The 22,723-nt window shown below is 65.7% G+C and carries 24 protein-coding genes; 16 read left to right on the forward strand and 8 right to left on the reverse strand.

All coding sequences use genetic code 11. The annotated features are described in order from the left end of the window. Nucleotides 1-186: 186 nt before the first annotated feature. Nucleotides 187-1,038 carry a DUF1499 domain-containing protein gene (locus tag D4Q52_RS21450; RefSeq protein WP_119858608.1) on the reverse strand — a complete coding sequence of 284 codons (852 nt, stop codon included), beginning with the start codon at nucleotides 1,036-1,038 and terminating at the stop codon, nucleotides 187-189. 239 nt (nucleotides 1,039-1,277) lie between these two features. Here D4Q52_RS21450 and D4Q52_RS21455 point away from each other — a divergent pair, with 239 nt between their 5' ends. After that, nucleotides 1,278-1,982, forward strand: coding sequence for a methyltransferase family protein (locus D4Q52_RS21455; protein WP_119858609.1), 705 nt, complete (start codon nucleotides 1,278-1,280; stop codon nucleotides 1,980-1,982). Nucleotides 1,983-2,330: 348 nt separating this feature from the next. Here D4Q52_RS21455 and D4Q52_RS21460 read toward each other — a convergent pair whose 3' ends face one another. After that, the gene (locus D4Q52_RS21460; RefSeq protein WP_182915401.1) at nucleotides 2,331-2,762 is read right to left on the reverse strand and encodes a MarR family winged helix-turn-helix transcriptional regulator; all 432 of its coding nucleotides are present in this window, start codon (nucleotides 2,760-2,762) and stop codon (nucleotides 2,331-2,333) included. Here D4Q52_RS21460 and D4Q52_RS21465 point away from each other — a divergent pair. From D4Q52_RS21465 to D4Q52_RS21520, 12 genes are all read left to right on the forward strand, one after another. Beyond that, nucleotides 2,737-4,050 (forward strand): substrate-binding domain-containing protein, encoded by a 1,314-nt coding sequence (locus D4Q52_RS21465; protein WP_119858610.1) that lies wholly within the window; start codon nucleotides 2,737-2,739, stop codon nucleotides 4,048-4,050. The two genes, D4Q52_RS21460 and D4Q52_RS21465, sit on opposite strands and share 26 nt — an antisense overlap. A 70-nt stretch (nucleotides 4,051-4,120) precedes the next feature. Beyond that, nucleotides 4,121-4,762 (forward strand): cysteine hydrolase family protein, encoded by a 642-nt coding sequence (locus D4Q52_RS21470; RefSeq protein WP_119858611.1) that lies wholly within the window; start codon nucleotides 4,121-4,123, stop codon nucleotides 4,760-4,762. 292 nt (nucleotides 4,763-5,054) lie between these two features. Then, complete coding sequence (locus D4Q52_RS21475; protein WP_182915402.1) at nucleotides 5,055-5,579, forward strand: MarR family winged helix-turn-helix transcriptional regulator; 525 nt, start codon at nucleotides 5,055-5,057, stop codon at nucleotides 5,577-5,579. 178 nt (nucleotides 5,580-5,757) lie between these two features. Then, entirely contained in the window at nucleotides 5,758-6,279 is a 522-nt protein-coding gene (locus D4Q52_RS21480) for a flavin reductase family protein (RefSeq protein WP_119858613.1), read from the forward strand. Nucleotides 6,280-6,313: 34 nt separating this feature from the next. Further along, nucleotides 6,314-7,783 carry a 4-hydroxyphenylacetate 3-hydroxylase family protein gene (locus D4Q52_RS21485; protein ID WP_119858614.1) on the forward strand — a complete coding sequence of 490 codons (1,470 nt, stop codon included), beginning with the start codon at nucleotides 6,314-6,316 and terminating at the stop codon, nucleotides 7,781-7,783. 15 nt (nucleotides 7,784-7,798) lie between these two features. Next, entirely contained in the window at nucleotides 7,799-8,179 is a 381-nt protein-coding gene (locus tag D4Q52_RS21490; RefSeq protein ID WP_054163648.1) for a cupin domain-containing protein, read from the forward strand. A gap of 64 nt (nucleotides 8,180-8,243) precedes the next feature. Beyond that, the gene (locus D4Q52_RS21495) at nucleotides 8,244-9,116 is read left to right on the forward strand and encodes a branched-chain amino acid ABC transporter permease (protein ID WP_119858615.1); all 873 of its coding nucleotides are present in this window, start codon (nucleotides 8,244-8,246) and stop codon (nucleotides 9,114-9,116) included. Continuing rightward, nucleotides 9,116-9,970, forward strand: a complete 855-nt coding sequence (locus D4Q52_RS21500; protein ID WP_119858616.1) for a branched-chain amino acid ABC transporter permease — start codon at nucleotides 9,116-9,118, stop codon at nucleotides 9,968-9,970. The genes D4Q52_RS21495 and D4Q52_RS21500 overlap by 1 nt, the downstream gene beginning before the upstream one ends. After that, entirely contained in the window at nucleotides 9,967-10,737 is a 771-nt protein-coding gene (locus D4Q52_RS21505; RefSeq protein ID WP_119858617.1) for an ABC transporter ATP-binding protein, read from the forward strand. Before D4Q52_RS21500 ends, D4Q52_RS21505 begins: the two co-directional genes overlap by 4 nt. After that, nucleotides 10,734-11,498 carry an ABC transporter ATP-binding protein gene (locus D4Q52_RS21510; RefSeq protein WP_119858618.1) on the forward strand — a complete coding sequence of 255 codons (765 nt, stop codon included), beginning with the start codon at nucleotides 10,734-10,736 and terminating at the stop codon, nucleotides 11,496-11,498. The genes D4Q52_RS21505 and D4Q52_RS21510 overlap by 4 nt, the downstream gene beginning before the upstream one ends. A gap of 21 nt (nucleotides 11,499-11,519) precedes the next feature. Continuing rightward, nucleotides 11,520-12,698, forward strand: coding sequence for an ABC transporter substrate-binding protein (locus D4Q52_RS21515; RefSeq protein ID WP_119858619.1), 1,179 nt, complete (start codon nucleotides 11,520-11,522; stop codon nucleotides 12,696-12,698). An 84-nt stretch (nucleotides 12,699-12,782) separates the two neighbouring features. Then, a complete protein-coding gene (locus D4Q52_RS21520; protein WP_119858620.1) occupies nucleotides 12,783-13,475 on the forward strand; it encodes a DUF2848 domain-containing protein in 693 nt (230 codons plus the stop codon). Between the two features lie 239 nt (nucleotides 13,476-13,714). On the opposite strand, the gene D4Q52_RS21525 is transcribed toward D4Q52_RS21520, so the two are convergent. After that, the gene (locus D4Q52_RS21525) at nucleotides 13,715-15,343 is read right to left on the reverse strand and encodes a fatty-acid--CoA ligase (RefSeq protein ID WP_119858632.1); all 1,629 of its coding nucleotides are present in this window, start codon (nucleotides 15,341-15,343) and stop codon (nucleotides 13,715-13,717) included. A 129-nt stretch (nucleotides 15,344-15,472) separates the two neighbouring features. Between D4Q52_RS21525 and D4Q52_RS21530 the strand changes: the two genes are divergently transcribed. Then, nucleotides 15,473-16,456 (forward strand): extensin family protein, encoded by a 984-nt coding sequence (locus tag D4Q52_RS21530; protein ID WP_234831279.1) that lies wholly within the window; start codon nucleotides 15,473-15,475, stop codon nucleotides 16,454-16,456. Nucleotides 16,457-16,827: 371 nt separating this feature from the next. Here the strand turns inward: D4Q52_RS21530 and D4Q52_RS21535 are convergent, their stop codons facing one another. Then, the gene (locus D4Q52_RS21535; protein WP_119858621.1) at nucleotides 16,828-17,508 is read right to left on the reverse strand and encodes a L,D-transpeptidase; all 681 of its coding nucleotides are present in this window, start codon (nucleotides 17,506-17,508) and stop codon (nucleotides 16,828-16,830) included. A gap of 367 nt (nucleotides 17,509-17,875) precedes the next feature. Between D4Q52_RS21535 and D4Q52_RS21540 the strand changes: the two genes are divergently transcribed. Then, nucleotides 17,876-18,856, forward strand: coding sequence for a magnesium transporter CorA family protein (locus tag D4Q52_RS21540; protein WP_119858622.1), 981 nt, complete (start codon nucleotides 17,876-17,878; stop codon nucleotides 18,854-18,856). 87 nt (nucleotides 18,857-18,943) lie between these two features. On the opposite strand, the gene D4Q52_RS21545 is transcribed toward D4Q52_RS21540, so the two are convergent. The 4 genes from D4Q52_RS21545 to D4Q52_RS21555 form a co-directional block, all read right to left on the reverse strand. Further along, the gene (locus D4Q52_RS21545; RefSeq protein ID WP_119858623.1) at nucleotides 18,944-19,255 is read right to left on the reverse strand and encodes a BrnA antitoxin family protein; all 312 of its coding nucleotides are present in this window, start codon (nucleotides 19,253-19,255) and stop codon (nucleotides 18,944-18,946) included. Next, entirely contained in the window at nucleotides 19,209-19,418 is a 210-nt protein-coding gene (locus D4Q52_RS26970; RefSeq protein WP_349627421.1) for a BrnT family toxin, read from the reverse strand. The genes D4Q52_RS21545 and D4Q52_RS26970 overlap by 47 nt, the downstream gene beginning before the upstream one ends. Further along, a complete protein-coding gene (locus tag D4Q52_RS26840; RefSeq protein WP_234831281.1) occupies nucleotides 19,366-19,485 on the reverse strand; it encodes a BrnT family toxin in 120 nt (39 codons plus the stop codon). The genes D4Q52_RS26970 and D4Q52_RS26840 overlap by 53 nt, the downstream gene beginning before the upstream one ends. A gap of 213 nt (nucleotides 19,486-19,698) precedes the next feature. Further along, complete coding sequence (locus tag D4Q52_RS21555) at nucleotides 19,699-20,145, reverse strand: nucleoside deaminase (RefSeq protein WP_119858624.1); 447 nt, start codon at nucleotides 20,143-20,145, stop codon at nucleotides 19,699-19,701. A gap of 170 nt (nucleotides 20,146-20,315) precedes the next feature. Between D4Q52_RS21555 and D4Q52_RS21560 the strand changes: the two genes are divergently transcribed. Next, nucleotides 20,316-22,520 carry a pseudouridine synthase gene (locus D4Q52_RS21560; RefSeq protein ID WP_119858625.1) on the forward strand — a complete coding sequence of 735 codons (2,205 nt, stop codon included), beginning with the start codon at nucleotides 20,316-20,318 and terminating at the stop codon, nucleotides 22,518-22,520. Nucleotides 22,521-22,723 lie beyond the last annotated feature (203 nt).

The following is a 22,723-nucleotide window of genomic DNA, read 5'->3' on the forward strand; positions in this document are numbered from 1 at the left end:
GAGGCAGAGACCCGCAACCGGCCCAGCGCCATCTCTCCCGCTTGCGGGAGAGGTCGGATCGCGGAGCGATCCGGGTGAGGGCACTCCTCTCGCGAGTCGCTGAGTCCGTGCTCGTGTCGCCCTCACCCCAACCCTCTCCCGCAAGCGGGAGAGGGAGCGCGCTGCGGCGCGAGGTCGGCGCTCCCGTTACTTCTTCGGCGCCGCCTTGCCCTTCGCCGGCTGCTTTGGCTCGGGCTCCGGCTTCGGCGCCGGCGCGTTCTCCGCGGCGGTGGTGATGTCTTCGCTGAGCTTGGCGATCCGGGTGGCGTTGCTGCCGAGGTCGCTTTCGAAGTAGCGCGAGGCGGAGCGGATATCGATGCGGGCGCCGTCGCCGTCGGGCAGGATGCGGATCGTCACGTCCTCGGGCAGGCCCATCACCTCGGTGCGCGCCACCGCCTCGATATGGCCCTCGCGCCGCGGCGGCTGCGGCGGTCGCGAATCCACCACGCGCCATTTGCGGCGATTGACTAGATTGAGCGTGATGTCATGGGCGCGCTGCACCGGCAGGTCGACCTGCACGGTTTCCAGGCTCGGATAGGCGGCGCGCTGCAGCTCGGCCGAATACAGCCCGGCATAGACCGCGGTGTTGACGCCGTCGCCGACCCGAAGCCGCGCCAGCGTCTCGAATTTCGGCGGATCGATCGCGTCGGTGGTGATGTCGTGGATCTTCGGCAGGCTGCGATATTTCCAGCCGAGATAGGCGGGGTAAGCCAGGATCATCACATCGATCAGTAGCGCCAGCAGGATGCGCGCCATGCCGCGCGAGCCGTTCTGCCAGATCGCCGCGAAGCCGGCCAGCGCCAGCACGATCGACAGTCCGGCCAGCGCCAGCGCGCCAAAGAAAGTGGCGATCGCCGGCCGCACTTCGAGGAAATCGAACCGCACCACCAGCGTCGACACCACGGCGGCGATCGCTGCGAACACCGCAAGCCGGCGCGCCCACACCGCCAGGCTCGACACGGGCTCCATCTGATAGGGAGCGGAAAACCTGCGCGCCATCGGGTCCGTTCTGCCGGGTTAGGGCCGCACCGCCAGCGAGACGTCCCACGATGCAACGCCTGTTGAGACCATGGCAGGCGCTGGATTTCAAGGCCGGATTGGTCGCCGCCTCGGCCCGGGACCGCACCGCGACGGCCAGCCACCAAGACGGAGCCGACGCCGATCAAAGACCATTCGACGTTGCTGTCGCACACTGAGCGGCAGAGTTGCGCAGCTTGCTCGTAGCAAGGACGGGAGCGATGTCGTCAGAGGTCAGTTCGCCCGCAGTGAAGCCGTGGCGCCGTCTGATGCGCACTGCGCTGGGGTCGAGCGCTTATGCGGCGCTCGCATTGATTGGGGCCGGCCGGCTCGATTGGGGGCGCGGGTGGCTGTACGCGGCCGTGTTCGTGGCGGCGTCGGTGGTTGGCACGGCGGTGGTCCTGCGCGCCGATCCGGCGGTGCTGGCGGCGCGTGCCAAAGGCTTTCGCGGCGACACCGAGCCGTTCGACCGGTTGTTCTACGCGCTGTTTCTGCCGCTGATCGCGGGGATGCCGATCGTCGCCGGTCTCGACGCCGGCCGGTTCGGCTGGGCGCCGCTGCCGGACTGGACGGCGCTGCCCGGCATCTTGTTGTTCGTGGCCGGATCGGCGCTGTCGACCTGGGCGCTGCTGGTCAACACGCATGCCGAGAGCACCGTGCGCATCCAGCGCGACCGTGCGCACGCGGTGGTGCAGAGCGGGCCGTATCGCTTCGTCCGCCATCCGATGTATCTCGGCACGCTGATTGGTCTGCCCGCCGCCGCGCTGATGCTCGGCTCCGCCTGGGCGCTGCTCCCCGCCGCGCTGATCATCGCACTGTTCGTGTGGCGCAGCGCGCGCGAGGACGAGGCGCTGCATCGCGAACTGCCCGGCTACGCCGACTACGCGGCGGCGACGCGCTTCCGGCTGCTGCCCGGGTTGTGGTGAACGCCAAGCGTTTCCCATGCACTGACTGCTCGCCCTGAAAGCCTGACTCAAGACCCGGGCCGGACTTCGTTTACTTTCCAGTTGGCTAAGGTTGCTCACAAACTCCGTCATGGCCGGGCTTGTCCCGGCCATCCACGCCTTTGTTGCATTTCCGTCAGCAAGGCGTGGATGCCCGGCACAAGGCTGGGCATGACGCGTGGAGATGCAGCGAACCACAACGGGCCGTCGATGAACCGACGTTCGCCGCGTCGGCGGGACTCCGCTGCGCAACGTCGCAGCGGTAAAGGTCAGTCGCGTGCCGCAACGCATCGGTCTCCAGCATCCGTCTCGTCTCCGGCCGCAGTCCAATCATCGGCGCGGCTTTGCTTGGCCGGCTTCGGCCACGTGCTCCAGCCGCTTCACGAGTTGCTTGATCCACACGTCGCCGTATTGCTCGACGATGGATTGCTCACACCGGTCGGCGCTCAGCCTGATCTGCGACCAAAGGCTGCGCCCCTTGTCGGAGATGAAGACCACGACCTTTCGTCGATCGCTGCCGTGAGGCGCGCGATAAATCAGGGCTTCTCCGACCATGTGATCGACCGTGCGGGTCGCGGTCGGCATACTCAGCAGCGCGGCCTCCGCGAGCTCGGTCATCGTCCAGCCGGCGTCGTCGGCGAGATTCGTGAGAATGCGCCAATGTTCGAGTGCAATGCCGTGGCCCGCAAGTTCCGCCGCAAGGGCTTGGCTCATCCGGTGACTGGCGACGGCGAGCATGTATTCGAGGTTGGGCCGGGGCATCGACGTCTCAATCATCCTCGGAATCAGTTTTCCAGCGCCGGTAGCTTACCTGATTGGCGGAAGGGAGCTGATAGAAGGTTTGTGGTTGGCACGAAAATTGGATAGCGAAGCCATCTTCGCGGAGGGGTGCAGGATGCGCACGGGCAGCGGCAGCGTGATCAAGATCGGATTGATGACGCCGCAAAGTGGGCCGATCGGTCTTTATGGTCCATCCTCGATCGACTGTGCGAAGCTTGCGGTCGAAGAAATCAACGCGCGCGGCGGCTTGTTTGGAAGTCGTCTCGACCTGGTGTTTGGTGACGGCGGGGCTGGTCCGGAGCGCGTCGTCGCCGAGACGTCGCATATGATCGAACAGCACCGCATCCGAGCGATGATCGGCTCTCATGTGAGTCCCAATCGAGACGCTCTGGTCGGCGCGATCGGAGGCCGCATTCCTTATGTCTACACCACGCTTTACGAAGGCGATCAGTATGCGTTCGGCGTGTTCATGTGCGGCGAGACGCCGGTCCAGCAGCTCGATCCGCTGATTGCCTGGCTTCGCTCGAATCGCGACGCCCGCAAATGGTTCATCGTCGCCAACGACTATAGTTTCCCGCTTAAGTCCTGCCGGATCGCCAAGGACTATATCGCGCAGGCGGACGGCGAGATCGTCGGCGAGGAATATCTGCCGCTCGCCACCGCCGATTATCACGCGACGTTGCGGCGGATCGAGCGCAGCGGCTGCGACGCGGTGCTGATCTATCTCGTCGGGATGGACGCCATTGTGTTCAATCGCCAATTCAGCTCGGCCGGACTCCACCGCAAGATCGCCAGAGCGGCCCCCGTGCTCTGCGAGAATACTCTGTTGGCGATCGGATCCGACGCCGTCGACAACATGTATTCGACCGCGGGGTTCACCAATCATCTGCGGACGAATTCCGGGCGGCGCTTCCGCGACAGCTATCGTCGAAGGTTCGGACCGGGCGCGCCTGTCCCGAACCGGTTCGGCGTGTCTTGTTACGAAGGCCTGCATCTGCTTGTGGCGCTCGCCGAGCAGGCTGGCAGTCTCGATCTGTACAAGATGCAGGCGTTCGCTGACGGCTTGGCGATCTCGACTCCCCGCGGCGACTGCCGCATGCAATCCAACCACCTCGGTGCGCCTATACATCTCGTGGAGGCGAGGGGGTTCGATCTTTGCGCGCTCGAAGATGTCGGCTACCGCACCGCGAGCTCTCGATCCGTCCAGATTACGTCCCCGGTCGTGATGGCAATGCCTGAGCGCACGCGACCGCAAACCGATAATATCTGAAACCGAAATATTTTCACTTGAAAACAAATTCCGGCCGGCTGTATGTTGACCTCGCCTCAGGAGGTGACAGATGGCCGACTACAAACTCATTCCGTCCAGGACCGCGCTCGTCAACGTCGATATGCAGAATGCTTTCGTCGAGGGCACGCCCCTCGCGGCGCCCGACGGCGTGGCTCTGCTGCCGCATGTGAACCGGCTGGCTTCGGCCTGCCGCGAGGCAGGCATGATGGTGATCCATACGCTTCATGTCACCCGCGCGGACGGCTCGAACCATGGCACGATGGGTGAACTGATCGAGCCGGTCAGGGCCGGCTATATCAACGAAGGCACCGAGACGGCGAAGCTGCATCCGGGAGTCGACGTCGGACCCCGGGACATCATGCTCTACAAACCTCGCTACGGCTCGTTCACCGGCACCGATCTGGATCAGATCCTGCGATCGAACGGAATCGACAGCATCATCGTAACGGGCATCTGCACCAATATTTGCTGCGAAACCACGGCGCGCGAAGCGGGGATGCGGGACTATCATGTGTTCTTCCCCAGCGACGGCACCGAAACCTTTCCCGCTGGCGGGCTGACCGTCGAGGAAATCAAGAAGGCGACGCTGGCGACGCTGGGCGTGGCGTTCGCCAAGATCCTGACCATCGACGAAACGATCACTGCGATCCGCGCAAATTCCAACCAGCCCGGCGTTCAGGCCGTCGCCTGAGCGGGTTTCTCACGCAGCAAGCGAAGGGGCTGCCGAACGGCAGCTCCGGTCTGCGTGGTCGACATATGTGCTCGACTGAAGACGCTGATCCACGGCCCGGCGTGCCGAAACTCTTCGCAGAGATTGCGATGTCGGCAACGAAGCTTGGCCGTCTCGCAGCATGGGCCGCGTAGCAAACCTGTACAATCGTCGCATTCCGTACCACAAGGTCCTATCCCGCCCGGCCAGCCTCGGCCGCACATCCAGGGGAGCAGTCACCTTGCGCCGCGCGACCGTATCCAAATCAGAGCTGATGCCGAAGGGCGATGACGAAGTCTTTCGCACCTTCATTCACGACTTTCTGGCATTCAGCGCGCGCGTCGACCAATGCCGCGCCGGTTTCGGCGATTGCCTCGGCATTTCCGGCATCGCCTACACCACGCTGATCTCGATCGCGCATCTGCAGGGCGAGGAGGGCGTCGGCGTCAGCCGAATCGCCGAGCATCTGCATTTGTCAGGCGCTTTCGTCACCATCGAAGTCTCGAAACTGGTCAAGGCCGGCCTCGTGCACAAGCGCGCCAATCAGGAAGACCGTCGCCGCGTGCTACTCACCGTCACGCCGAAGGCGCGCAAGCTGCTCGAGCAGCTCGTCGAGATCCAGGCCCCGGTGAACGATGCGCTGTTCGACTGCCTGAGCGCGTCGGAATTCCGTCAGCTCGCTTCGATGATGGCGCGGCTGGTCGCCTGCGGCGACAAGGCGGTGACGCTGATGAGCTTCCTCACCGCGCCGTCGACACAGGCGGGCGAATCCACGCGCAAAATGTCGCGGCGGCGCTGACGCCGCACCCCTCCGCACCCTGCGATCAAAGTTAAGCCCGCGTTTCCGGCGCTTTCAGCGCCGGCGCCTGCACAAATTCATGTCGCACTGCCGCATCTTTTCTCAGCCACTGCCTCGCATTCGCGCTTGACTAGCTTTTTATAATAGCTTTGGATCAAAGGTATTAGAGCGAGGGTGAATGTCGCAGGGTGTCCGCGAGTTTCGATCGGCATTGTCGCAGTTCGCGACGGGCGTCGCCGTGATCACGGCGCGCGGCGAGGCCGGCGCGCCGATCGGGATGACGATGAGTTCGTTCAATTCGGTGTCGCTCGATCCGCCGCTGGTGCTGTTCAGCGTCGATCGCCGCGCGCTCAGCCTGCCGGCGATGCAGATCGCCGAAGGCTATGCGGTCAATATCCTGAGCCGCGGCCAGGAGGCGTTGTCCAACCAGTTTGCCAAGGCTTCGACCGACAAATGGAGCAACGTCGCGCATTCGATCGGTCACGCCGAAGCGCCGCTGCTGGCGGGCGCGATCGCGCATTTCGAATGCGCGCCCTACGCGCAATATGACGGTGGTGATCACGTGATTTTCGTCGGCCGTGTGGTGCGTTTCAGTGCGCGCGACGACGAGGAGCCGTTGGTGTTCTTCCGCGGCAAGTATCAGAGCCTGAGCCGGCAGGGCGGCAGCGAGCCGATGTGGCCGCTGCCGATCCACTACTGACCCGGGCGAGCGCAGCATAAGGAAGCGTGTGACGATGAAGACAGGACAACAACATATCGCCGGCCTGCGCGACGGACGCGCCGTGTTCATCGACGGCAAGCGGGTCGACGACACCACGCGGCATCCGGCGTTCCGCAACGCCATCCAGTCGGTCGGCAAGCTGTTCGATTTCGCCGCCGACGAGGCCAATCGCGAACTGATGACCTATGCGACGCCGGGCGGCCGCGCCAACCGCATCTGGCAGCTGCCCGAAACCTTCGAAGAGCTGCGCCAGCGCCGCGTCGCGCTGGAAGAATGGGGCGCCCTGCATGCCGGCTTCCTCGGCCGCGCGCCCGATCACGTCGCCTCCTGCATCGCCGGCATGTATATGGGGCTCGATCAGTTCGAGGCCTACGACAAGGACCGCGCCAAGGCGCTCGCCGATTACTACACTTACGCGCGCGATCGTGACCTGTATCTGACCTACGTCATCATCAATCCGCAGGCGGACCGCTCCAAGAGCGCCGCGCAGCAGAAGGACGCGTTCCTGACCACCGGCGTGGTCGATCAGGACGCCGAAGGCATCACCGTGCGCGGCGCCAAGATGCTGGCGACCGGCGGCATCATGGCGGACGAAGTGTTCGTCACCTGCATTCAGCCGCTGCAACCGGGCGACGAGATCTACGCGCTGTCGTTCGCGATCCCGATGAACAGCAAGGGCCTGCAGATCCTGTCGCGCAAGTCCTACGAGGAATCGTCGCAGTCGGTGTTCGACAATCCGCTGTCGAGCCGGTTCGACGAGAACGACGCGGTGCTGTATTTCGACGACGTCAAGGTGCCGTGGGACCGCGTCTTCGTCTACAAGAACCTCGAGATGTGCCAGAAGCAGTTCCACGCCACCCCGGCGCACGTCTATCAGAACTATCAGGCGATGATCCGGCTCTCCGTGAAGGTGCGCTTCCTGATCGGCATGGCGCGGCGGATCGCCGAGACCAACGGCGTGATCGGCTTTCCGCAGGTTCGCGAAACGCTCGGTCAGCTCGCCGCCGAAGGCGGCATGGTCGACGCCTTTGTGGCCGCGATGGAAATCAAGGGGAGCCATTACGGCCGCTACTTCGTGCCGGACCGCCACACGCTGTACGCGGCGCAGACGCTGACCCAGCAGCTCTATTCCAAGATCCTCAACACGCTGCGCGAGCTCGCCGGCGGCGGCATGATCATGTTGCCGTCCTCGGTGCAGGATCTCGCCAATCCGGAGATCGCCGCGCTGGTCGAAAAGACCCAGCAATCGCCGGCGGCGAGCGCGCTCGACAAGGTCAAGTTCTACAAGCTGGCCTGGGATGCAGTCGGCTCGGAATTCGCCTCGCGGCATCAGCAATACGAGATGTTCTATGCGGGCGCGACCTTCGTCACCAAGAACCACTCGTTCCGCACCTATGATTGGGACAGCGCCGGCGGCCTCGTCAGCAATATGCTGTCCAGCTATCAGCTCGCCGACGAGCTGAAGACCTCGCAAGCCGCCTGAACCAAGGAACGCACTATGCCTGTCAACAAGATCCATGACGAATTCCGTGCCGTCGACATGAGCACGGGCTGGGAAGTCCCGGCCGGCTATCCCAAGGGCATCCAGCAGAAGATCCTGTCGGGCGGGCTCGATGAAGAGAACCGCCGCGGTTCGCGGAGCCGCCTGCTGCGGTTCGAGCCGGGTGAGTTCACCACCAAGCCGTTCGTGCACGAGTATTGGGAAGAAGTGTTCCTGGTGTCCGGCGACCTGACGGTCGGCAATGACGAGAACGGCAATGGCGGCGAGAGCTTCAAGCCGTTCACATACGCCTGCCGTCCGCCGGGCGCGTTCCACGGTCCGTTTAAGTCCGAGACCGGCTGCGTGCTGTTCGAACTGCACTACTTCGACCCGGTGTAAGGCGCGCGATGACGGACATCTTCACCAGCACGCCTTTAAGTCATTGGTGCCGCGGGGGCCTGACATGATCACCCAACAGATCATCAACGGCCTGATGCTCGGCTCGATCTATGTGCTGGTGGGGGTGTCGTTCACGCTGGCGATCGGCATCCTCAACTTCCTCAACTTCTCGATCCCCGGCCTGTTCATGATCGGCGGCATGGTGAGCTGGGTACTGCTCGCCAAGGGCTGGCATTGGGCGTTCGCGATCGCCGGCGCGCTCGCCGCGGCGGCGCTGGTGTCGCTCGCGGTTGAGCTGTTGTCCTATCGGCGCACCCGCGGCGCCGATCCGGAAGTGCCGCTGGTGTCCTCGCTCGGCTTCCTTGTGCTGTTGGAGAATCTGGCGCTGGTCGGCGTCGGCTCCGATCAGCAGACGTTTCCGTCGCTGCTCGGCGACTTCAACTTCCGCATCGGCGGCCTCGTCATCGGCGCCGCGCAGGCGATCAGCCTGGTGCTGACCTTCGCGCTGGTGGTCGGGCTGTCGTTCATGCTCGGCAAGACCAATCTGGGCCGGCAGATCCGCTCGATCGCCGAGAGCCGCTCCACCGCAGTGCTGCTCGGCATCGATGTCGGCCGGCTGGTGCCGAAGATCTTCGTACTCACCGCGCTGTTCACCGCGCTCGGCGGCGTGATGTTCGCGCTCAGCTATCTGCAGGTGTCGCCGTTCATGGGCGAGGGCGTCGGCTTCAAGGGCGTCGCCGCGATGATCATCGGCGGCATGGGCAGCGTCTGGGGCGCAGTGATCGGCGGGCTGATTATCGGCCTGATCGAAGTTGGCTCGATCTCGGCGTTCGGCGCCGACACCGTCAACATTGCGGTCTATGGCTCCCTGCTACTGCTGCTGATCCTGCGGCCGCACGGGCTGTTCGGCAAGCCGGCGATCCGGGAGAAGCTGTGATGAGCGGCTATCAGACCGGCGTTCTGATCATCCTGTGCTTCAACATCATGGCGGCCTATGCGGTGTATCTGCCGCTGGTCGCCGGCCAGCTCAATCTCGGCATCGCCGGCTTCATGGCGATCGGCGCCTATACGGCGGCGTACCTGACCAATGAAATGGGCTGGTCGCTGATCACGGCAATCCCGGCCGGCGGCGTCACCGCCGGTGCGCTGGCGCTGTTGGTCGCGGTGCCGATCCTGCGCACCCACGGCATTTATCTCGCGCTCGCCACCTTCGCGCTCGGCCAAGTGATCTCGGCGGTGTTCCTCAATCTCGAAGTGGTCGGCGCCGCCGCCGGCTATCCGGTCTCGACCTACGCGTCGCCGGTCGCGGTGTTCTCCGTCACTGCCGCGATCGTGCTGTTCGTGGTCGGGCTGTCGCAGACCCGCTTCACGCTGTATCTCACCGCGATCAAGAACGACCGCCTGGTCGCCGATCTGCTCGGCCTGAAAGTCTGGGGCCTGCAGGTCGCCGCCTTCGTGCTCGGCGGCGCCATCGCCGGCATCGGCGGCGGACTCTATGCGCATCATTTCAGCTTCATCGAGGCGCAGCATTTCAGCGTGCAGCTCAGCATCTACACGGTGCTGTACGTGCTGCTCGGCGGCACCCAGACGGTGTGGGGCCCGCTGGTCGGCGCGCTGTTCTTCAGTCTGGCGCCGGAGCTGCTGCGCGCCGGCGAGGCGTGGCGCTACGTGCTGTTCGCGGTGCTGATCGTCGGCTTCATGGCGGTGCGGCCGCAGGGCCTGGTGACGCCGTCGTCGCTGCGCGGCCTCGGCCGGCTGTTTAGGCGCAAGCCAGCAGGAGTGCAGCCATGACCGCGGAAGCTCCGCTGCTCGACTTGCAGAACGTCTCGAAATCGTTCGGCGGCCTGCACGTCATCCGCGACCTCAGCTTCTCGGTGGCGCGCGGTCAGACCGTCGGGCTGATCGGCCCGAACGGCGCCGGCAAGACCACCGCGTTCAACATGGTCAGCGGCGTGTTCCTGCCGGACCAGGGCACGGTGTCGTTCGAGGGTCGCGACATCACCCACATGGCGTCGCGTCGCCGCATCGGGCTCGGCATCGCCCGCAGCTTTCAGAACGTGCGGCTGATGCAGCATCTCACCGTGTGGGAGAACCTCTTGGTCGGCCAGCACGTCCGCGCCTCCGGCCTGCTCAATCTGCTGATGCCGTTCCGGCTGATCCCCAATCATCGCTGGCGGCGCGAAGTCGTCGCGGCGCTCGACGAGATGGGGCTGGGCGCCTACGCCGATTCGATGGTCAGCGAACTGCCCTACGGCATCCGCAAGCGCATCGATCTCGTCCGCGCCACGCTCGCCGGCGCCTCGCTGCTGATGCTCGACGAGCCGGCGGCCGGGCTCAACCCGGTCGAGACCCAGGCGCTCACCGCGCATCTCGAAGCGCTCAAGGCGCGCGGCATCACGCTGCTCATCGTCGAGCACGACATGCATTTCGTCGGCACCATCTGCGATCACGTCGTGGTGCTGAATTTTGGCAGCAAGATCGCCGAGGGTCCGCTGTCGGTGGTGCAGCACGATGCGGTGGTGCGCACCGCCTATCTCGGCGCGGAGCAGGCGGCATGAGCGCGATCCTTTCCGTCTCCGATCTCACCGTCGCCTATGGCGGCGTCACGGCACTGGACGGCGTCTCGCTGACCGTCGAGGAGGGCGAGATCGTCACCGTGCTCGGCGCCAACGGCGCCGGCAAGACCACGCTTCTGCTCGGCATCATGGGGGCGGTGCCCGCCGCGCGCGGCCGCATCCAGTTCCGCGACACTGATTTGTCGCGCGCGCGCCCGCACACTCGGCTCGCAAGCGGCCTGGTGCTGGTCCCCGAAGGCCGCCAGGTGCTGGTGTCGCTGACGGTCGAAGAAAACTTGTTACTCGGTGCGCATCTGCGCCGCGACCGCGCCGCGGTGCGCAGCGAGATCGATGCGATTTACGAGCGCTTCCCCAATCTCGGCCAGCGCCGCCACGTCGCGGCGGCGACGCTGTCCGGCGGCGAGCAGCAGATGCTGGCGATTGGCCGCGCGATGGTGGCGCGCCCGCAGGTGCTGATGCTGGACGAGCCGTCGCTCGGCCTGTCGCCGTTGTTTGTCTCGAAAGTGTTCGAGCTGATCCAGGAGATGAACCGCAGCGGGCTGACCATCGTGCTGGTCGAGCAGAACACCGGCAAGGCGCTGTCGGTGGCGCACAGCGCCACGGTGCTCGAACTCGGCAAGGTCGCGGTGGCCGGTCCGTGCGAGACGCTGCGTAACGATCGCCGGCTGCTCGACGCCTATCTCGGCGGCGGCAGCGACGAGACTTCCGAACCATCCCGGCAGATGCAAGCGGGCACTCACTAACAACAACAGGAGCAGGGGTTGATGAAAGCGTATAGCGTCGCGGCGGCAGGTGTCGCCCTCGGATTGATTGGCGGCATCGCAGGCGGCGCGCAGGCGGCCGATCTGGTACTCGGCTTCTCGATGGCCAAGACCGGCCCCTATGTCAGCCTCGCCAACACCAACGAGGTCGCGGTCGACATGGCGGTCGACGAGATCAACGCCAAGGGCGGCGTCGGCGGCAACAAGATCAAGCTGGTGAAGTTCGACACCGGCGGCGATCCCAAGCAGGCCGCGCTCGCGGTGCGGCAGTTTGCCGAAGATAACAAAGCGCTGGCGGTGATCGGCCCGTTCTCGTCCGGTGAAGTCCGCGTCGCGTTCCCGGCCGGAGAGCGTCTCGGCATCGTGCAGATGTCGATGTCGTCGTCGGCGCCGGGCCTGACCAAGGGCTTCAGCTACGCGTTCCGCAATACCCGCGACGAGAAAACGGTCATCGACGAGGTGCTGGCGACGCTGCGCGACAAGAAGCTGCCGATGAAGACCGGCGCCACCGCGTTCGCTACAGACGACACCGTGTCGAAGTCGGTCGGCACCGCCGTGCTGCCGGTTCTGTTCAGCAAATACGGCGTCGAGAGCAAGGGCGCGGTCGACTTCCAGTACAACGCCTTCGACTTGTCGCCGCAGGTCTCGCAGCTCGCGCAGATGAAGCCGGACATCATCGGCCTCGGCGCGCCGCCGGAGGCTGCCGTCAACCTCGCCAAGGAGCTGAAGCGCCAGGGCGTCACCGCGCGGCTGATCGCCGGAACCACCGTCGCCGATCCCGACCTGCCGAAGCGCATGGCCGGCGCCGGCGAGCTGATGACCATCGGCACCACCTTCTTCGCCGAGCTCAACGATCAGACCAAGGCGTTTGCGAAAGAGTTCGCCAAGCGCACTGCCGCTGCCGGCATGACCCGGCAGGAGCCGAACCAGCAGGATGCCTCGGCCTACGACATCGTCTATCTGTTCGCCGAAGCGATGAAGACCGCGACCGTCACCGGCGCGCCCGACAAGGCCGCGGCGGAGCGCACCGCGATCCGCGATGCGCTCGCCAAGATCAAGGGCTTTGCGGCGCTCGAAGGCGCGATCTCGTTCGGCGACGATCACGACTCGATCAAGCCGATCTACGTGGTCGAGGCCAAGGATCAGCACTGGACTTTGCTCGACACCCGCAAGGGCGAGTAGTCTACTCGTCCGGCTCATGCGCGCCGTGCGGAACGATCAGTCCCGCACGGCGCCGTTCCCCACCTCATCCTGTGAGAACCCTTCATGTATGCCGCTCCCATCGACTTCGTCGTTCACGAACAGGGTCGCGAAGTGCCGCGATCGGTCCAGATCGGCGATCTGATCATCGCCGGCTGGACCGGCCGCGATCCGGTGGCCCGCGACAAGCACATCAAGGAACTCGAAGAACTCGGCATCGCGCCGCCAGCCTCGACGCCGATTTATTATCGCGTTGCCGCCGCCCGCCTGACCACGCGCACCGCGATCGAAGTCAGCGACGAGAACTCCAGCGGCGAAGTCGAATTCGTGCTGATCAGGTCCGGCGGCAAGCTCTATGTCGGCGTCGGCTCCGACCACACTGACCGCAAGGTCGAGACCTACAACATCACCGTGTCCAAGCAGATGTGCGACAAGCCGGTGGCGCCGCTGTTGTGGGCGTTTGATGATGTCGCGGCGCATTGGGACCAACTCGTGCTGCGCTCATGGGCGACGATTGGCGGCGAACGCGTGCTGTATCAGGAAGGCACCCTGTCCGGCATGCTGCCGCCGATGGAATTGATCGAACGCGAATTCGGCAAAGCCGGAATGCCCGACGGCGCCGCCATGCTAGGCGGCACCTTCGCCGCCAAAGGCGGCATCCGCCCGGCGACGCACTTCGACTACGAACTCAGCGACCCAGTCCTGAATCGCAGCATCAGCAGCGGCTACGACGTGCGGACGCTGCCGGTGTTGGGCTGAACTAACAGCGTCAATTCTCGCAACGCAGCTCCGCCCCAAGCACAGCACGCCCCCTCTCCCGCTTGTGGGAAAGGGCCGGGGTGAGGGCGACGCGCAAGCAGTGCCTGGGGACCCCCACCCCCGACCCCTCCCCGCAAGGGGGAGGGGAGCAGAGCACAGCGCGCTCCCTCTCCCGCTTGCGGGAGAGGGCTGGGGTGAGGGCGACGCGGGCAGTGAGCCCGCGCTCTGATAGATAGTCGTTACGCCGCCGCGCCCGGCAGCGTGTAGGTCTTAAACTGGTCGCGCAGCGCCGTTTTCAGGATCTTGCCGGTCGCCGTGTGCGGGATGGCGTCGACGAAGACGATGTCGTCGGGCATCCACCATTTGGCGATCTTGCCGTCCATGTATTGCAGGATCTCGTCGCGCGAGCAGGTGACGTCGGGCTTGAGTTGGCAGATCAGCAGCGGGCGCTCGTCCCATTTCGGGTGATACACGCCGATCACCGCGGCTTCCGCCACCTTGGGGTGGCCGACCGCGAGGTTTTCCAGGTCGATCGAGGAGATCCACTCGCCGCCGGACTTGATCACGTCCTTGGAGCGGTCGGTGATCCGCATGTAGCCGTCCTGGTCGATGGTGGCGACGTCGCCGGTGTCGAAGAAGCCCTCGTCGTCGAGGATCTCCTTGTCGACCCGGTAATACGCCTTGGCAATCGCCGGGCCCGATACTTTCAGCCGGCCGAACGTCTTGCCGTCCCACGCAACATCGTTGTCGGAATCGTCGGTGATCTTCATCTGCACACCGAACGGCGGGTAGCCCTGGGTCGACAGCCGGTCGAGCCGGGCGTCGCCTTCGAGCTTGTCGAACGGCGGCTTCAGCGCCGCGAGCGTGCCGATCGGGCTCATCTCGGTCATGCCCCAGGCATGACGGGCTTCCGCCCCCATGTCGACGAATGCCTTGATCATCGAGCGCGGCATCGCCGAGCCGCCGCACACCACCATTTTGAGGTGAGGCAGCGTCAGCTTTTCCTTCTGCATGTATTGCAGCAGCATCAGCCACACGGTGGGAACACCGGCGGTGTGCGTTACCTTTTCGGTCGACAGCAGTTCGTACACAGACGCGCCGTCGAGCTTGGCGCCGGGCATCACCAGCTTGGTGCCCATCGACGGCGCCGAGAACGCGATGCCCCAGCTGTTGGCGTGGAACAGCGGCACAACCGGCAGCATCGTGTCGCTTGCGCGGGTGCCGAGCGAGTCGCCGTTGTTGGCCATCAGCGCGTGCAGCACGTTGGAGCGGTGCGAATACAGCACGCCTTTGGGATCGCCGGTGGTGCCCGAGGTGTAGCACATCGCCGCCGCGGTGTTCTCGTCGAACGTCTTCCACTCGAAATCGCCGTCGGCTTCCTCCAGCCATTCCTCATAGGCCACCGCGTTCTTCAGCGTGGTCTGCGGCATGTGCTCGGCGTCGGTGAGCACCACAAAGCGCTCGATGCTCGGCATCTGGTCGGCGATCTTTTCCAGGATCGGCACGAAGGTGAGGTCGGTGATCATCACCCGGTCCTGGGCGTGATTGACGATCCAGGCGATCTGGTCGGGAAAAAGCCGCGGATTGACCGTATGGCAAATCGCGCCGATTCCCATAATACCGTACCAGCATTCCAAATGCCGGGCGGTATTCCAGGCGATCGTCGCAACGCGGTCGCCGAGCTTGATGCCAGCGCGGTCCAGCATCTGGCTGACTTTCAGCGCCCGTTGATGGATCTGCGCATAGGTGGTGCGGACGATCGGACCCTCGACCGATCGGGTGACCACCTCCTGGTTGCCGTGGATCCGAGCCGCGTGCTCGATGATCCGATGACACAGCAAAGGCCAGTCTTGCATCAGTCCCAGCATCCGAAATTTCCTCCTGATTGTTATCCCCTCGGGATTGCGGGCGACATTAGCGCGCTCCCGGGCCGCGGAAAACTGTTCTGTTGCAAACTGTTCCGCGGCAAAGCGCCGGCGCTGGCCCTGCTGATCGCGGTGCTGACGCTGAGCGCGCCGGGGGCCGAGGCGCGCGAGCGGATTCCGCTGCCGCAGCCGCGCCCGGCCACGGCGCCGCAGCCGGAGCGCGCCGCCGCGACGGACAAGCCGGATGTCGGCGAGCCGAACGGGGGGCCGCAGCAGGCCGAGACCGCGGCACCGCAGCCGCAGGCGCCGAGCGCGTGCCGGCTGGCGCTGACGGAGCAGATCGCAATCGCGCCGAGCATTCCGGATATCACCGGCCCAGGCGGTTGTGGCGGCACGGATCTCGTCAAGCTCGAAGCAGTGGTGCTGCCAGATGGCAGTCGGATCGCGGTCACGCCCGCGGCCATCCTGCGCTGCCCGATGGCGAGCGCGCTGGCGGAGTGGGTGCGCACCGACGTGGCGCCGCTCGCAAGTTCGCTGGAGTCGCGGCTCGCCGCGCTCGACAATTTCGATTCCTACGAATGCCGTGGCCGCAACCGGCAGCGCGGCGCCAAGCTCAGCGAGCACGGCAAAGCCAACGCCATCGATATTCGTGGCCTCAAGCTCGCCAGCGGGCGCCTGGTGTCGCTCACCGATCCGGTCAGCCCGCGCGGGGTCCGCGAGAGCGTGCGCCAGTCGATGTGCGATCGCTTCGCCACCGTGCTCGGTCCCGGCTCCGACGGCTATCACGAGGACCACATCCACATCGACCTGGCACAGCGGCGTAATGATTACCGGATGTGCCAATGGGACGTGCACGAGCCGATGCCGCAGATTGCGCCGCTGCTGCCGGCACCACGCCCGGACGAGGCCCCGCCGCGCGAAGTCGCCGCCGACCAGCGGCAGGACAGCAACCGCTTGCCGCAGCAGGCTCAGCCCGAAAATGCACCGCCGGAGCAGGCCGAGTCGGAGCAGGGCGAGCAAGCTGCTCAGCCCGGGCCTCCGCCGGCGGCCAAACAATCCAAAGCCAAAGCCAAGCCGAAAAAGCCGCGCGGCGAGCGGCATTCCGAGCGGCGCTAGCCTCAGCCCGGCCGGCAAGAGCGACGGAAAAGAGCCGCGCCGCGCGCACGGCGCACCTCTCCCACTTGCGGGAGAGGCCGACGCGCGAAGCGCGGCGGGTGAGGGCACTCCGCTCCGCGAGTCGTAAGCTCAATGCCTGCGTCGCCCTCACCCCAGCCCTCTCCCGCTTGCGGGAGAGGTCGGCGCGAAGCGCGGCGGGTGAGGGCACTCCGCTCCGCGAGTCGTGAGTTCAATGCCTGCGTCGCCCTCACCCCAGCCCTCTCCCGCAAGCAGGAGAGGGGGCGCGCCGTGCGGGTGGGGGATTGCGCAATAAAAAAGCGCCGGAGAACCGGCGCCTTTCGAAAATCTGTGGCTTGGCCGGGGGCGGCGCTTTACTGCGTCGCGGTGCCGCTGCCGCCCTGTAGGGCCATCTTCGAATTGTAGGGCGAGTCGCCCTGCTTCGGCTCCAGCACCACCACGATGGTGCCCATCTTGACCCGGCTGTACAGGTCAATGACATCCTCGTTGGTCATGCGGATGCAGCCGGAGGAAATCGAGGCGCCGATATATTCGGGCTGGTTGGTGCCGTGAATGCGGAACAGGGTGTCGCGGTTGCCCTGATAGAGATACAGCGCGCGGGCGCCGAGCGGATTATCGACGCCGCCAGCGACCGAGGCCGGCAGGCCTTCGATCCGCTTGTGGATATCCGCGGTCGGGGTCCACTTCGGCCATTCGGCCATGTTGCCGACGCGGGCGATGCCGGAGAACGCCAGCGCTTCCTCGCCGACGGTCACGCCGTAGCGGATCGCTTTGCCGCCGTCCTGCACCAGATAGAGATAATGGTTGTCGGAATCGACCACGATCGTGCCGGGCGTCTCCTTGCGGTGATAGTCGACAATGGCGCGGCGATACGGTTCCGGCACCGAGACCTTGGCGTAGCGGGCCTTGGCGAGTTGCGCCTTGTCGTTCGGCTTCAGCGTCGCTTCCGGCGCAGCCTGGTAGGTGGTCTGCATGCAGCCCGACAGCAGCAAACCTACCGCCAGCAGTCCCAGTTTCGATGCAATCGACGCCATTCTCTCTTCCAATCGATCTTCTGCGCTGGGTGGCCGTTCCCGGCGCGACCCCAGCGGCTTCACGACTCCAGCGAAATCATGATTCCACAATCTTGATTATCGCTGAATGACCGAGGGTTTCCAGCGTGCAGAACGCGCTGTGGCGCAACGGAAGTCGAGCTGTGATATTTATGCCTCAAACGCATGGGTGGTTGGCTAATCGCTGTGCAGATGCAGTCGCAAACGGCGTGATCATGTCACAGTCGCGTCATCGGCTTCGGCAAGGTTCGCGGCATCTGTGCATTGACGCTTGCCAAACCCGGTCGCGTTGCGCAGTGACGGTCGCACGATGCCGGCGATCGTCGTCCGTCTCTGTCCCGGAGTTGCCATGCTCGCACTTTTCGCCCCCCTCGACGCTGCGCTGAAGCGGGCCGCCCCGCTCGAGGACGGCGAACTGCCGGAACAAGCAGTCTGGATCGATCTTGACCGGCCAACTCCGGACGAGGATCGGGCGGTTGAGAAGCTGGCAGGGATCGCGGTGCCGACCCGCGAAGACATGCAGGAAATCGAGATCTCCAGCCGTCTCTATATCGAGAACGGCGCGCGCTACATGACCGCCAGCCTGATGTGCGGTGCCGACACCAGTTCGCCGCGGCTGTCGCCGGTCACCTTCATCCTCGCCGGCCGCCGCCTGGTGACAGTCCGCTACGACGAGCCGCGGCCATTCGCGGTGATCGAGAACCGGCTGGCTCGCACCCCGTCGTACAACGCTACCGGCGAAACCGTGCTGCTCGAACTGCTCGACGCCGTCATCGATCGCTGCGCCGACATTCTGGAGCGCGCCGGCGCCGATGTCGACGACGTCAGCCGCGAGATCTTCGAGCCGGAAGGCTCGGCCCGCACCGGCCACCAGAAACGCTATTCCGATATCCTGATCGCGATCGGCCGCAAGGGCGACCTGGTCTCGAAGGTCCGCGAAAGCCTGGTATCCATAGGCCGCCTGGTTGCCTTCCTCACCGTCGAGGGTGAAGGCCTGAAATGGCCCAAGGACAGCCGCACCCAGCTCAAGACCATGCAGCGCGACGTAATCTCGCTGACCGACCACGCCAGCTATCTGTCCAATAAGATCACCTTTGTGCTCGACGCCATGCTGGGCGTCGTCAATCTCGAGCAGAACAACATCATCAAGCTGTTCTCGGTGATGGCCGTGGTGCTGATGCCGCCGACGCTGATCGCCTCGATCTATGGCATGAACTTCAAGTTCATGCCCGAACTCGAATGGGCCCACGGCTACACCATGGCGCTCGGCATGATGCTGGTCGCGGCGATCGTGCCGTACATGTTCTTCAAGTGGAAGAAGTGGTTGTAGCGGCGCAGCAAGCGGGCGCTCGATTCATAGCCTCGTGTCCGCACGCGGTGCAGCGCGCAGGTTGGGTGAGGCGCAGCTCCATCTGCGCTACGCCTTCTTCCCCGTCGCCTTCTTCCGCGTTATGTGCTGCTTTAACACCTCGCCCATCCGCGCTTGATAGCCGGGGCCGGTGCTCTTGAACCAGCGCAGCACTTCGGCGTCGAGCCGCAGCGAGACTGCCTGTTTAGGGGCTGCGGATTTCGGCCGGCCGCGACTGATTAGCTTGCCGCCGTGATACAGGTCGGCGCGGGCAAGATCTTCGTCCGTTAATTCCGGGATCTCTTCGTATTCTTCGGCGGCGATGACGTGCGTATCAACCTTCTGCAAGTCGCTGCCCAAAGGTCGCTTTTTCACGGTCATTGGCCTTCCTCATCGAAAATATGTGGCGAGCTTCGCTGCGCGGTGTCCAGACAACGATGACCATCCGTCCGCGCAGGAGACCGACAGTGATGATGCGAAGCTCGCCATAGTCACCGGTTGTCGGGTATGTATAGGCACTTCCCGGCAAACACCTCAGCGGCATCGGCGAAATCCAGGTCTCGGTCGCGCAGCGTCACGGCGCGCTTCACCGGATCAAAGGTGATCTTCATGAAACGGGCTCTGAGTAATTACTGTATATACAAAAATGATTTTGGCAAGCGCTCAGCTTAGTTGCTGAGTGCCTCGCAGCAATGCGGCGATCGGTCTATGGAATTTAGTCCTGTGATGACTACAGTCCGCATTGTCGTATCCGTGAGGGGCGCTTCGCGAGGCATCGAGCCATCGCGAACCTATCACCTTGCGCCAGGCGGCGCGCCCCGTCCTCACCGCCTTGCCTGAAAAAACCCCCGCAGCAACGCCGCGGCTTCACGTTCTCCGACGCCGGAATAGATCTCCGGTGCATGGTGGCAGGTTGGCTGGCCGAAGAAGCGGACGCCGCTTTCGACCGCGCCGCCTTTCGGATCGAACGCGCCGAAGTAGAGGCGCCGGATGCGGGCGAAGGAGATCGCGCCGGCGCACATCGTGCACGGCTCGAGTGTGACGTAGAGATCGCAATCGGTCAGCCGCTCGCTGCCGAGGATGGCAGCAGCCTGGCGGATCGCCAGCAGTTCGGCGTGGGCGGTCGGGTCGCGGTCGGTCAGGGTGCGGTTGGCGGCGGTGGCGATCACTGCGCCGGCGCGGACGATGACGCAGCCGACCGGGACTTCGCCCATCTCCGCGGCGGTTTGCGCCGCCTGCAGTGCCAAATCCATGAAAGAGTGCGTGGTCATGGCTCGTCTCGCCGGAAAAATTCTGCTAGGAGAGCCCATTCAGCACATGTGGATGCCGGTTTAGCGTGGCCCCTGCGCGTTCGAGGAGAGCGCGAGCGACCGTGGCGCGAGCCCGTTTCCTGCCTGAGCCCCATTGCCGATCCCGACGGATCCCTGAAGAAAGACCACTCATGCCCCGCGACACCGACAAAAACAACGCTTCAGCGCGCGGCCGTCGCGATCGGCCCGGCGGCGGCAAGGCTGCGGGCGGCGGCAGGAGTTTAGGCGACAAGGGTGGGTTCGGCGCGAAGGGCGCCGGCGGCAAAGGCAGGTCGGGCGCCGCACGCGGGCCGGAGAAGAAATTTGCCAAGCGGGCCGAAGGCGGCGGCGAGGCACGCGGCGATCGGCCCTACGCCAAGAAATCCTTCGGCGGTGAGACCAAGCGCTCGTTCGGCCCGCGCGAAGGCGGTGAGAAACGCAGCTATACGCCGCGTCCGCCGCGCGACGATCGCGGCGGCGACCGTCCGTTCAAACGCGACGATCGCGCGCCGCGCCGCGATGGCGCCGCGCCGCGTCCGCGGTTTGGTCGCGATGAGCGTCCCGCCCGCGGCGGCGATCGGCCTGAGCGCGGGCCGCGCAAGGAGTTCGGCGACAAGCGCAGCTTCGGCCCGCGCGAGGGCGGCGAAAAGCGGGCCTACACGCCGCGTCCGCCGCGCGACGATCGTGGTGGTGATCGCCCGTTCAAGCGCGACGACCGCGCGCCTCGCCGCGACCGCGACGATGCCCGCCCGGCCGGCCGCTTCGCCGACAAGAAATTCGGCGACAAACCGTTCGGCGATCGCAAGCCGCGCGAGGGCGGCGACAAGCGGCCGTATCAGCGCCGCGAAGACGGCGACAAGCGCCCGTACGCGCCGCGAGACGGTGGCGACAAGAAGTTCAGCCGCGGCGCGCCGGATCGCGGACCGCGCAAGAGCTTTGGCGATCGCGCGCAGCGCGGCGCCGATCGCGGCGACGACAAACCCTGGCAGAAGCGCGACAGCGCGCCGGCGACGCGCGGCGACCGGGCCGAACGCGGCCGCTTCGACAAGCCGCGGTCCGATCGGCCGCGCGAAGACCGCGGCGGCGAGCGGCCGCGGTTCGGGCGCGACGAGCGGCCGAATTTCGAACGCCGCGAGCGCGGCGGCGACTGGCACGAGCATCCGCGCAGCGAGAGCCGTTCGTCCGATCGCCCGCGCAGCGAAGGCCGCGGTTTCGAGCGGCCGCGCCGCGACAATGAAGACGACAGCAAGGTGTTCGCCAAGCGGCCGGCGTTCGGCGGCCGCGGCGCCTATCGCGAGCGGCCCGCCGGCGAGCGCGGCAAGTTCGACAAGAAGCCCGGTCGCGCCAAGCCCGACCGCCGCGACGCCAAGGCGTCGGCCAAGCCGGGCGATCGCATCGCCAAGGTCGTGGCCCGCGCCGGCATGTGCTCGCGCCGCGACGCCGAAGCGTGGATCACCGAGGGCCGCGTCACCGTCAACGGCAAGGTGATCGATTCACCGGCGCTCGACGTGCTGCCGTCCGACGTCATCACCATCGACGGCAAGCCGTTGCCGGAGCGCGAACGGACGCGGCTGTTCCTGTATCACAAGCCGCGCGGGCTGATGACCACGCATGCCGATCCGGAAGGCCGGCCGACGGTGTTCGATCATCTGCCGGAAGACCTGCCGCGGCTGATCTCGATCGGCCGGCTCGACTTCAACACCGAGGGCTTGCTGCTGCTCACCAATGACGGCGGGCTGGCGCGTGCGCTGGAATTGCCGGAGACCGGCTGGCTGCGCCGCTACCGCGTCCGCGCCCATGGCGAAGTCACCCAGGCGCAGCTCGACGAGCTCAAAAACGGCATCGAGGTCGACGGCGTCAAATATGGTGAGATCGACGCCCGGCTGGAGCGCGACCAGGGCGCCAATGTCTGGCTGGTGTTCGCGATCCGCGAAGGCAAGAACCGCGAAGTGCGCAACGTGCTGGCGCATCTCGGCCTCGAGGTGAACCGGCTGATCCGCGTGTCCTACGGGCCGTTCCAGCTGCTCGAACTCGGCGAGGGCGAAGTTGAGGAAGTGAAGACGCGGGTGCTGCGCGAACAGCTCGGCGAGAAAATCATCGAGCTCGCCGGCTGTGACTTCGTCGGCCCGTCGCCGAGCGAGATCAAGCCGAAGCGGCCGGCGCGCGCCGTCGCCGCAGGCGAAGAGGTCGCGGCGCCGCCGAAGAAGAAGCCGCCGACCAAGCGCGGCGCCGTTGAGGACCGCAAGGGCCGCAAGGTCAAGGTCGAGCGCACCGGCAGCGGCGAGCCCCGCGACCCCTCGCGCGGCCCCGCTCGCCGCTACCACGGCAAGCGCGATTTGGCGCCGCGCGAGGAGTAGTTCGGTTCATGCTGATAGCAGGCACGGCGCTGGCGCTCCCTCCCCCCTTGCGGGGGAGGGTCGGGGTGGGGGGTAGCCACAAGGCAAGGCTCCCGTTGTGGAGGGGGGCCCCCCCCCCCCCCCCCCCCCCCGGGGGGGGGGGGGGGGGGGGGGGGGGGGGGGGGGGGGGGGGCGGGGGGGGGGGGGGGGGGGGGGGGGGGGGG

It is taken from the genome of Rhodopseudomonas palustris (assembly GCF_003591005.1).
GTDB lineage: Bacteria > Pseudomonadota > Alphaproteobacteria > Rhizobiales > Xanthobacteraceae > Rhodopseudomonas > Rhodopseudomonas palustris_K.

Bases quoted from the DNA above. Each gene is read 5' to 3' on its own strand.
- D4Q52_RS21450 (WP_119858608.1), bottom strand. From the start codon at position 1,038: ATGGCGCGCAGGTTTTCCGCTCCCTATCAGATGGAGCCCGTGTCGAGC.
- D4Q52_RS21455 (WP_119858609.1), top strand. From the start codon at position 1,278: ATGTCGTCAGAGGTCAGTTCGCCCGCAGTGAAGCCGTGGCGCCGTCTG.
- D4Q52_RS21465 (WP_119858610.1), top strand. From the start codon at position 2,737: ATGTATTCGAGGTTGGGCCGGGGCATCGACGTCTCAATCATCCTCGGA.
- D4Q52_RS21460 (WP_182915401.1), bottom strand. From the start codon at position 2,762: ATGCCCCGGCCCAACCTCGAATACATGCTCGCCGTCGCCAGTCACCGG.
- D4Q52_RS21470 (WP_119858611.1), top strand. From the start codon at position 4,121: ATGGCCGACTACAAACTCATTCCGTCCAGGACCGCGCTCGTCAACGTC.
- D4Q52_RS21475 (WP_182915402.1), top strand. From the start codon at position 5,055: ATGCCGAAGGGCGATGACGAAGTCTTTCGCACCTTCATTCACGACTTT.
- D4Q52_RS21480 (WP_119858613.1), top strand. From the start codon at position 5,758: ATGTCGCAGGGTGTCCGCGAGTTTCGATCGGCATTGTCGCAGTTCGCG.
- D4Q52_RS21485 (WP_119858614.1), top strand. From the start codon at position 6,314: ATGAAGACAGGACAACAACATATCGCCGGCCTGCGCGACGGACGCGCC.
- D4Q52_RS21490 (WP_054163648.1), top strand. From the start codon at position 7,799: ATGCCTGTCAACAAGATCCATGACGAATTCCGTGCCGTCGACATGAGC.
- D4Q52_RS21495 (WP_119858615.1), top strand. From the start codon at position 8,244: ATGATCACCCAACAGATCATCAACGGCCTGATGCTCGGCTCGATCTAT.
- D4Q52_RS21500 (WP_119858616.1), top strand. From the start codon at position 9,116: ATGAGCGGCTATCAGACCGGCGTTCTGATCATCCTGTGCTTCAACATC.
- D4Q52_RS21505 (WP_119858617.1), top strand. From the start codon at position 9,967: ATGACCGCGGAAGCTCCGCTGCTCGACTTGCAGAACGTCTCGAAATCG.
- D4Q52_RS21510 (WP_119858618.1), top strand. From the start codon at position 10,734: ATGAGCGCGATCCTTTCCGTCTCCGATCTCACCGTCGCCTATGGCGGC.
- D4Q52_RS21515 (WP_119858619.1), top strand. From the start codon at position 11,520: ATGAAAGCGTATAGCGTCGCGGCGGCAGGTGTCGCCCTCGGATTGATT.
- D4Q52_RS21520 (WP_119858620.1), top strand. From the start codon at position 12,783: ATGTATGCCGCTCCCATCGACTTCGTCGTTCACGAACAGGGTCGCGAA.
- D4Q52_RS21525 (WP_119858632.1), bottom strand. From the start codon at position 15,343: ATGCTGGGACTGATGCAAGACTGGCCTTTGCTGTGTCATCGGATCATC.
- D4Q52_RS21535 (WP_119858621.1), bottom strand. From the start codon at position 17,508: ATGGCGTCGATTGCATCGAAACTGGGACTGCTGGCGGTAGGTTTGCTG.
- D4Q52_RS21540 (WP_119858622.1), top strand. From the start codon at position 17,876: ATGCTCGCACTTTTCGCCCCCCTCGACGCTGCGCTGAAGCGGGCCGCC.
- D4Q52_RS21545 (WP_119858623.1), bottom strand. From the start codon at position 19,255: ATGACCGTGAAAAAGCGACCTTTGGGCAGCGACTTGCAGAAGGTTGAT.
- D4Q52_RS26970 (WP_349627421.1), bottom strand. From the start codon at position 19,418: ATGCCGCTGAGGTGTTTGCCGGGAAGTGCCTATACATACCCGACAACC.
- D4Q52_RS26840 (WP_234831281.1), bottom strand. From the start codon at position 19,485: ATGAAGATCACCTTTGATCCGGTGAAGCGCGCCGTGACGCTGCGCGAC.
- D4Q52_RS21555 (WP_119858624.1), bottom strand. From the start codon at position 20,145: ATGACCACGCACTCTTTCATGGATTTGGCACTGCAGGCGGCGCAAACC.
- D4Q52_RS21560 (WP_119858625.1), top strand. From the start codon at position 20,316: ATGCCCCGCGACACCGACAAAAACAACGCTTCAGCGCGCGGCCGTCGC.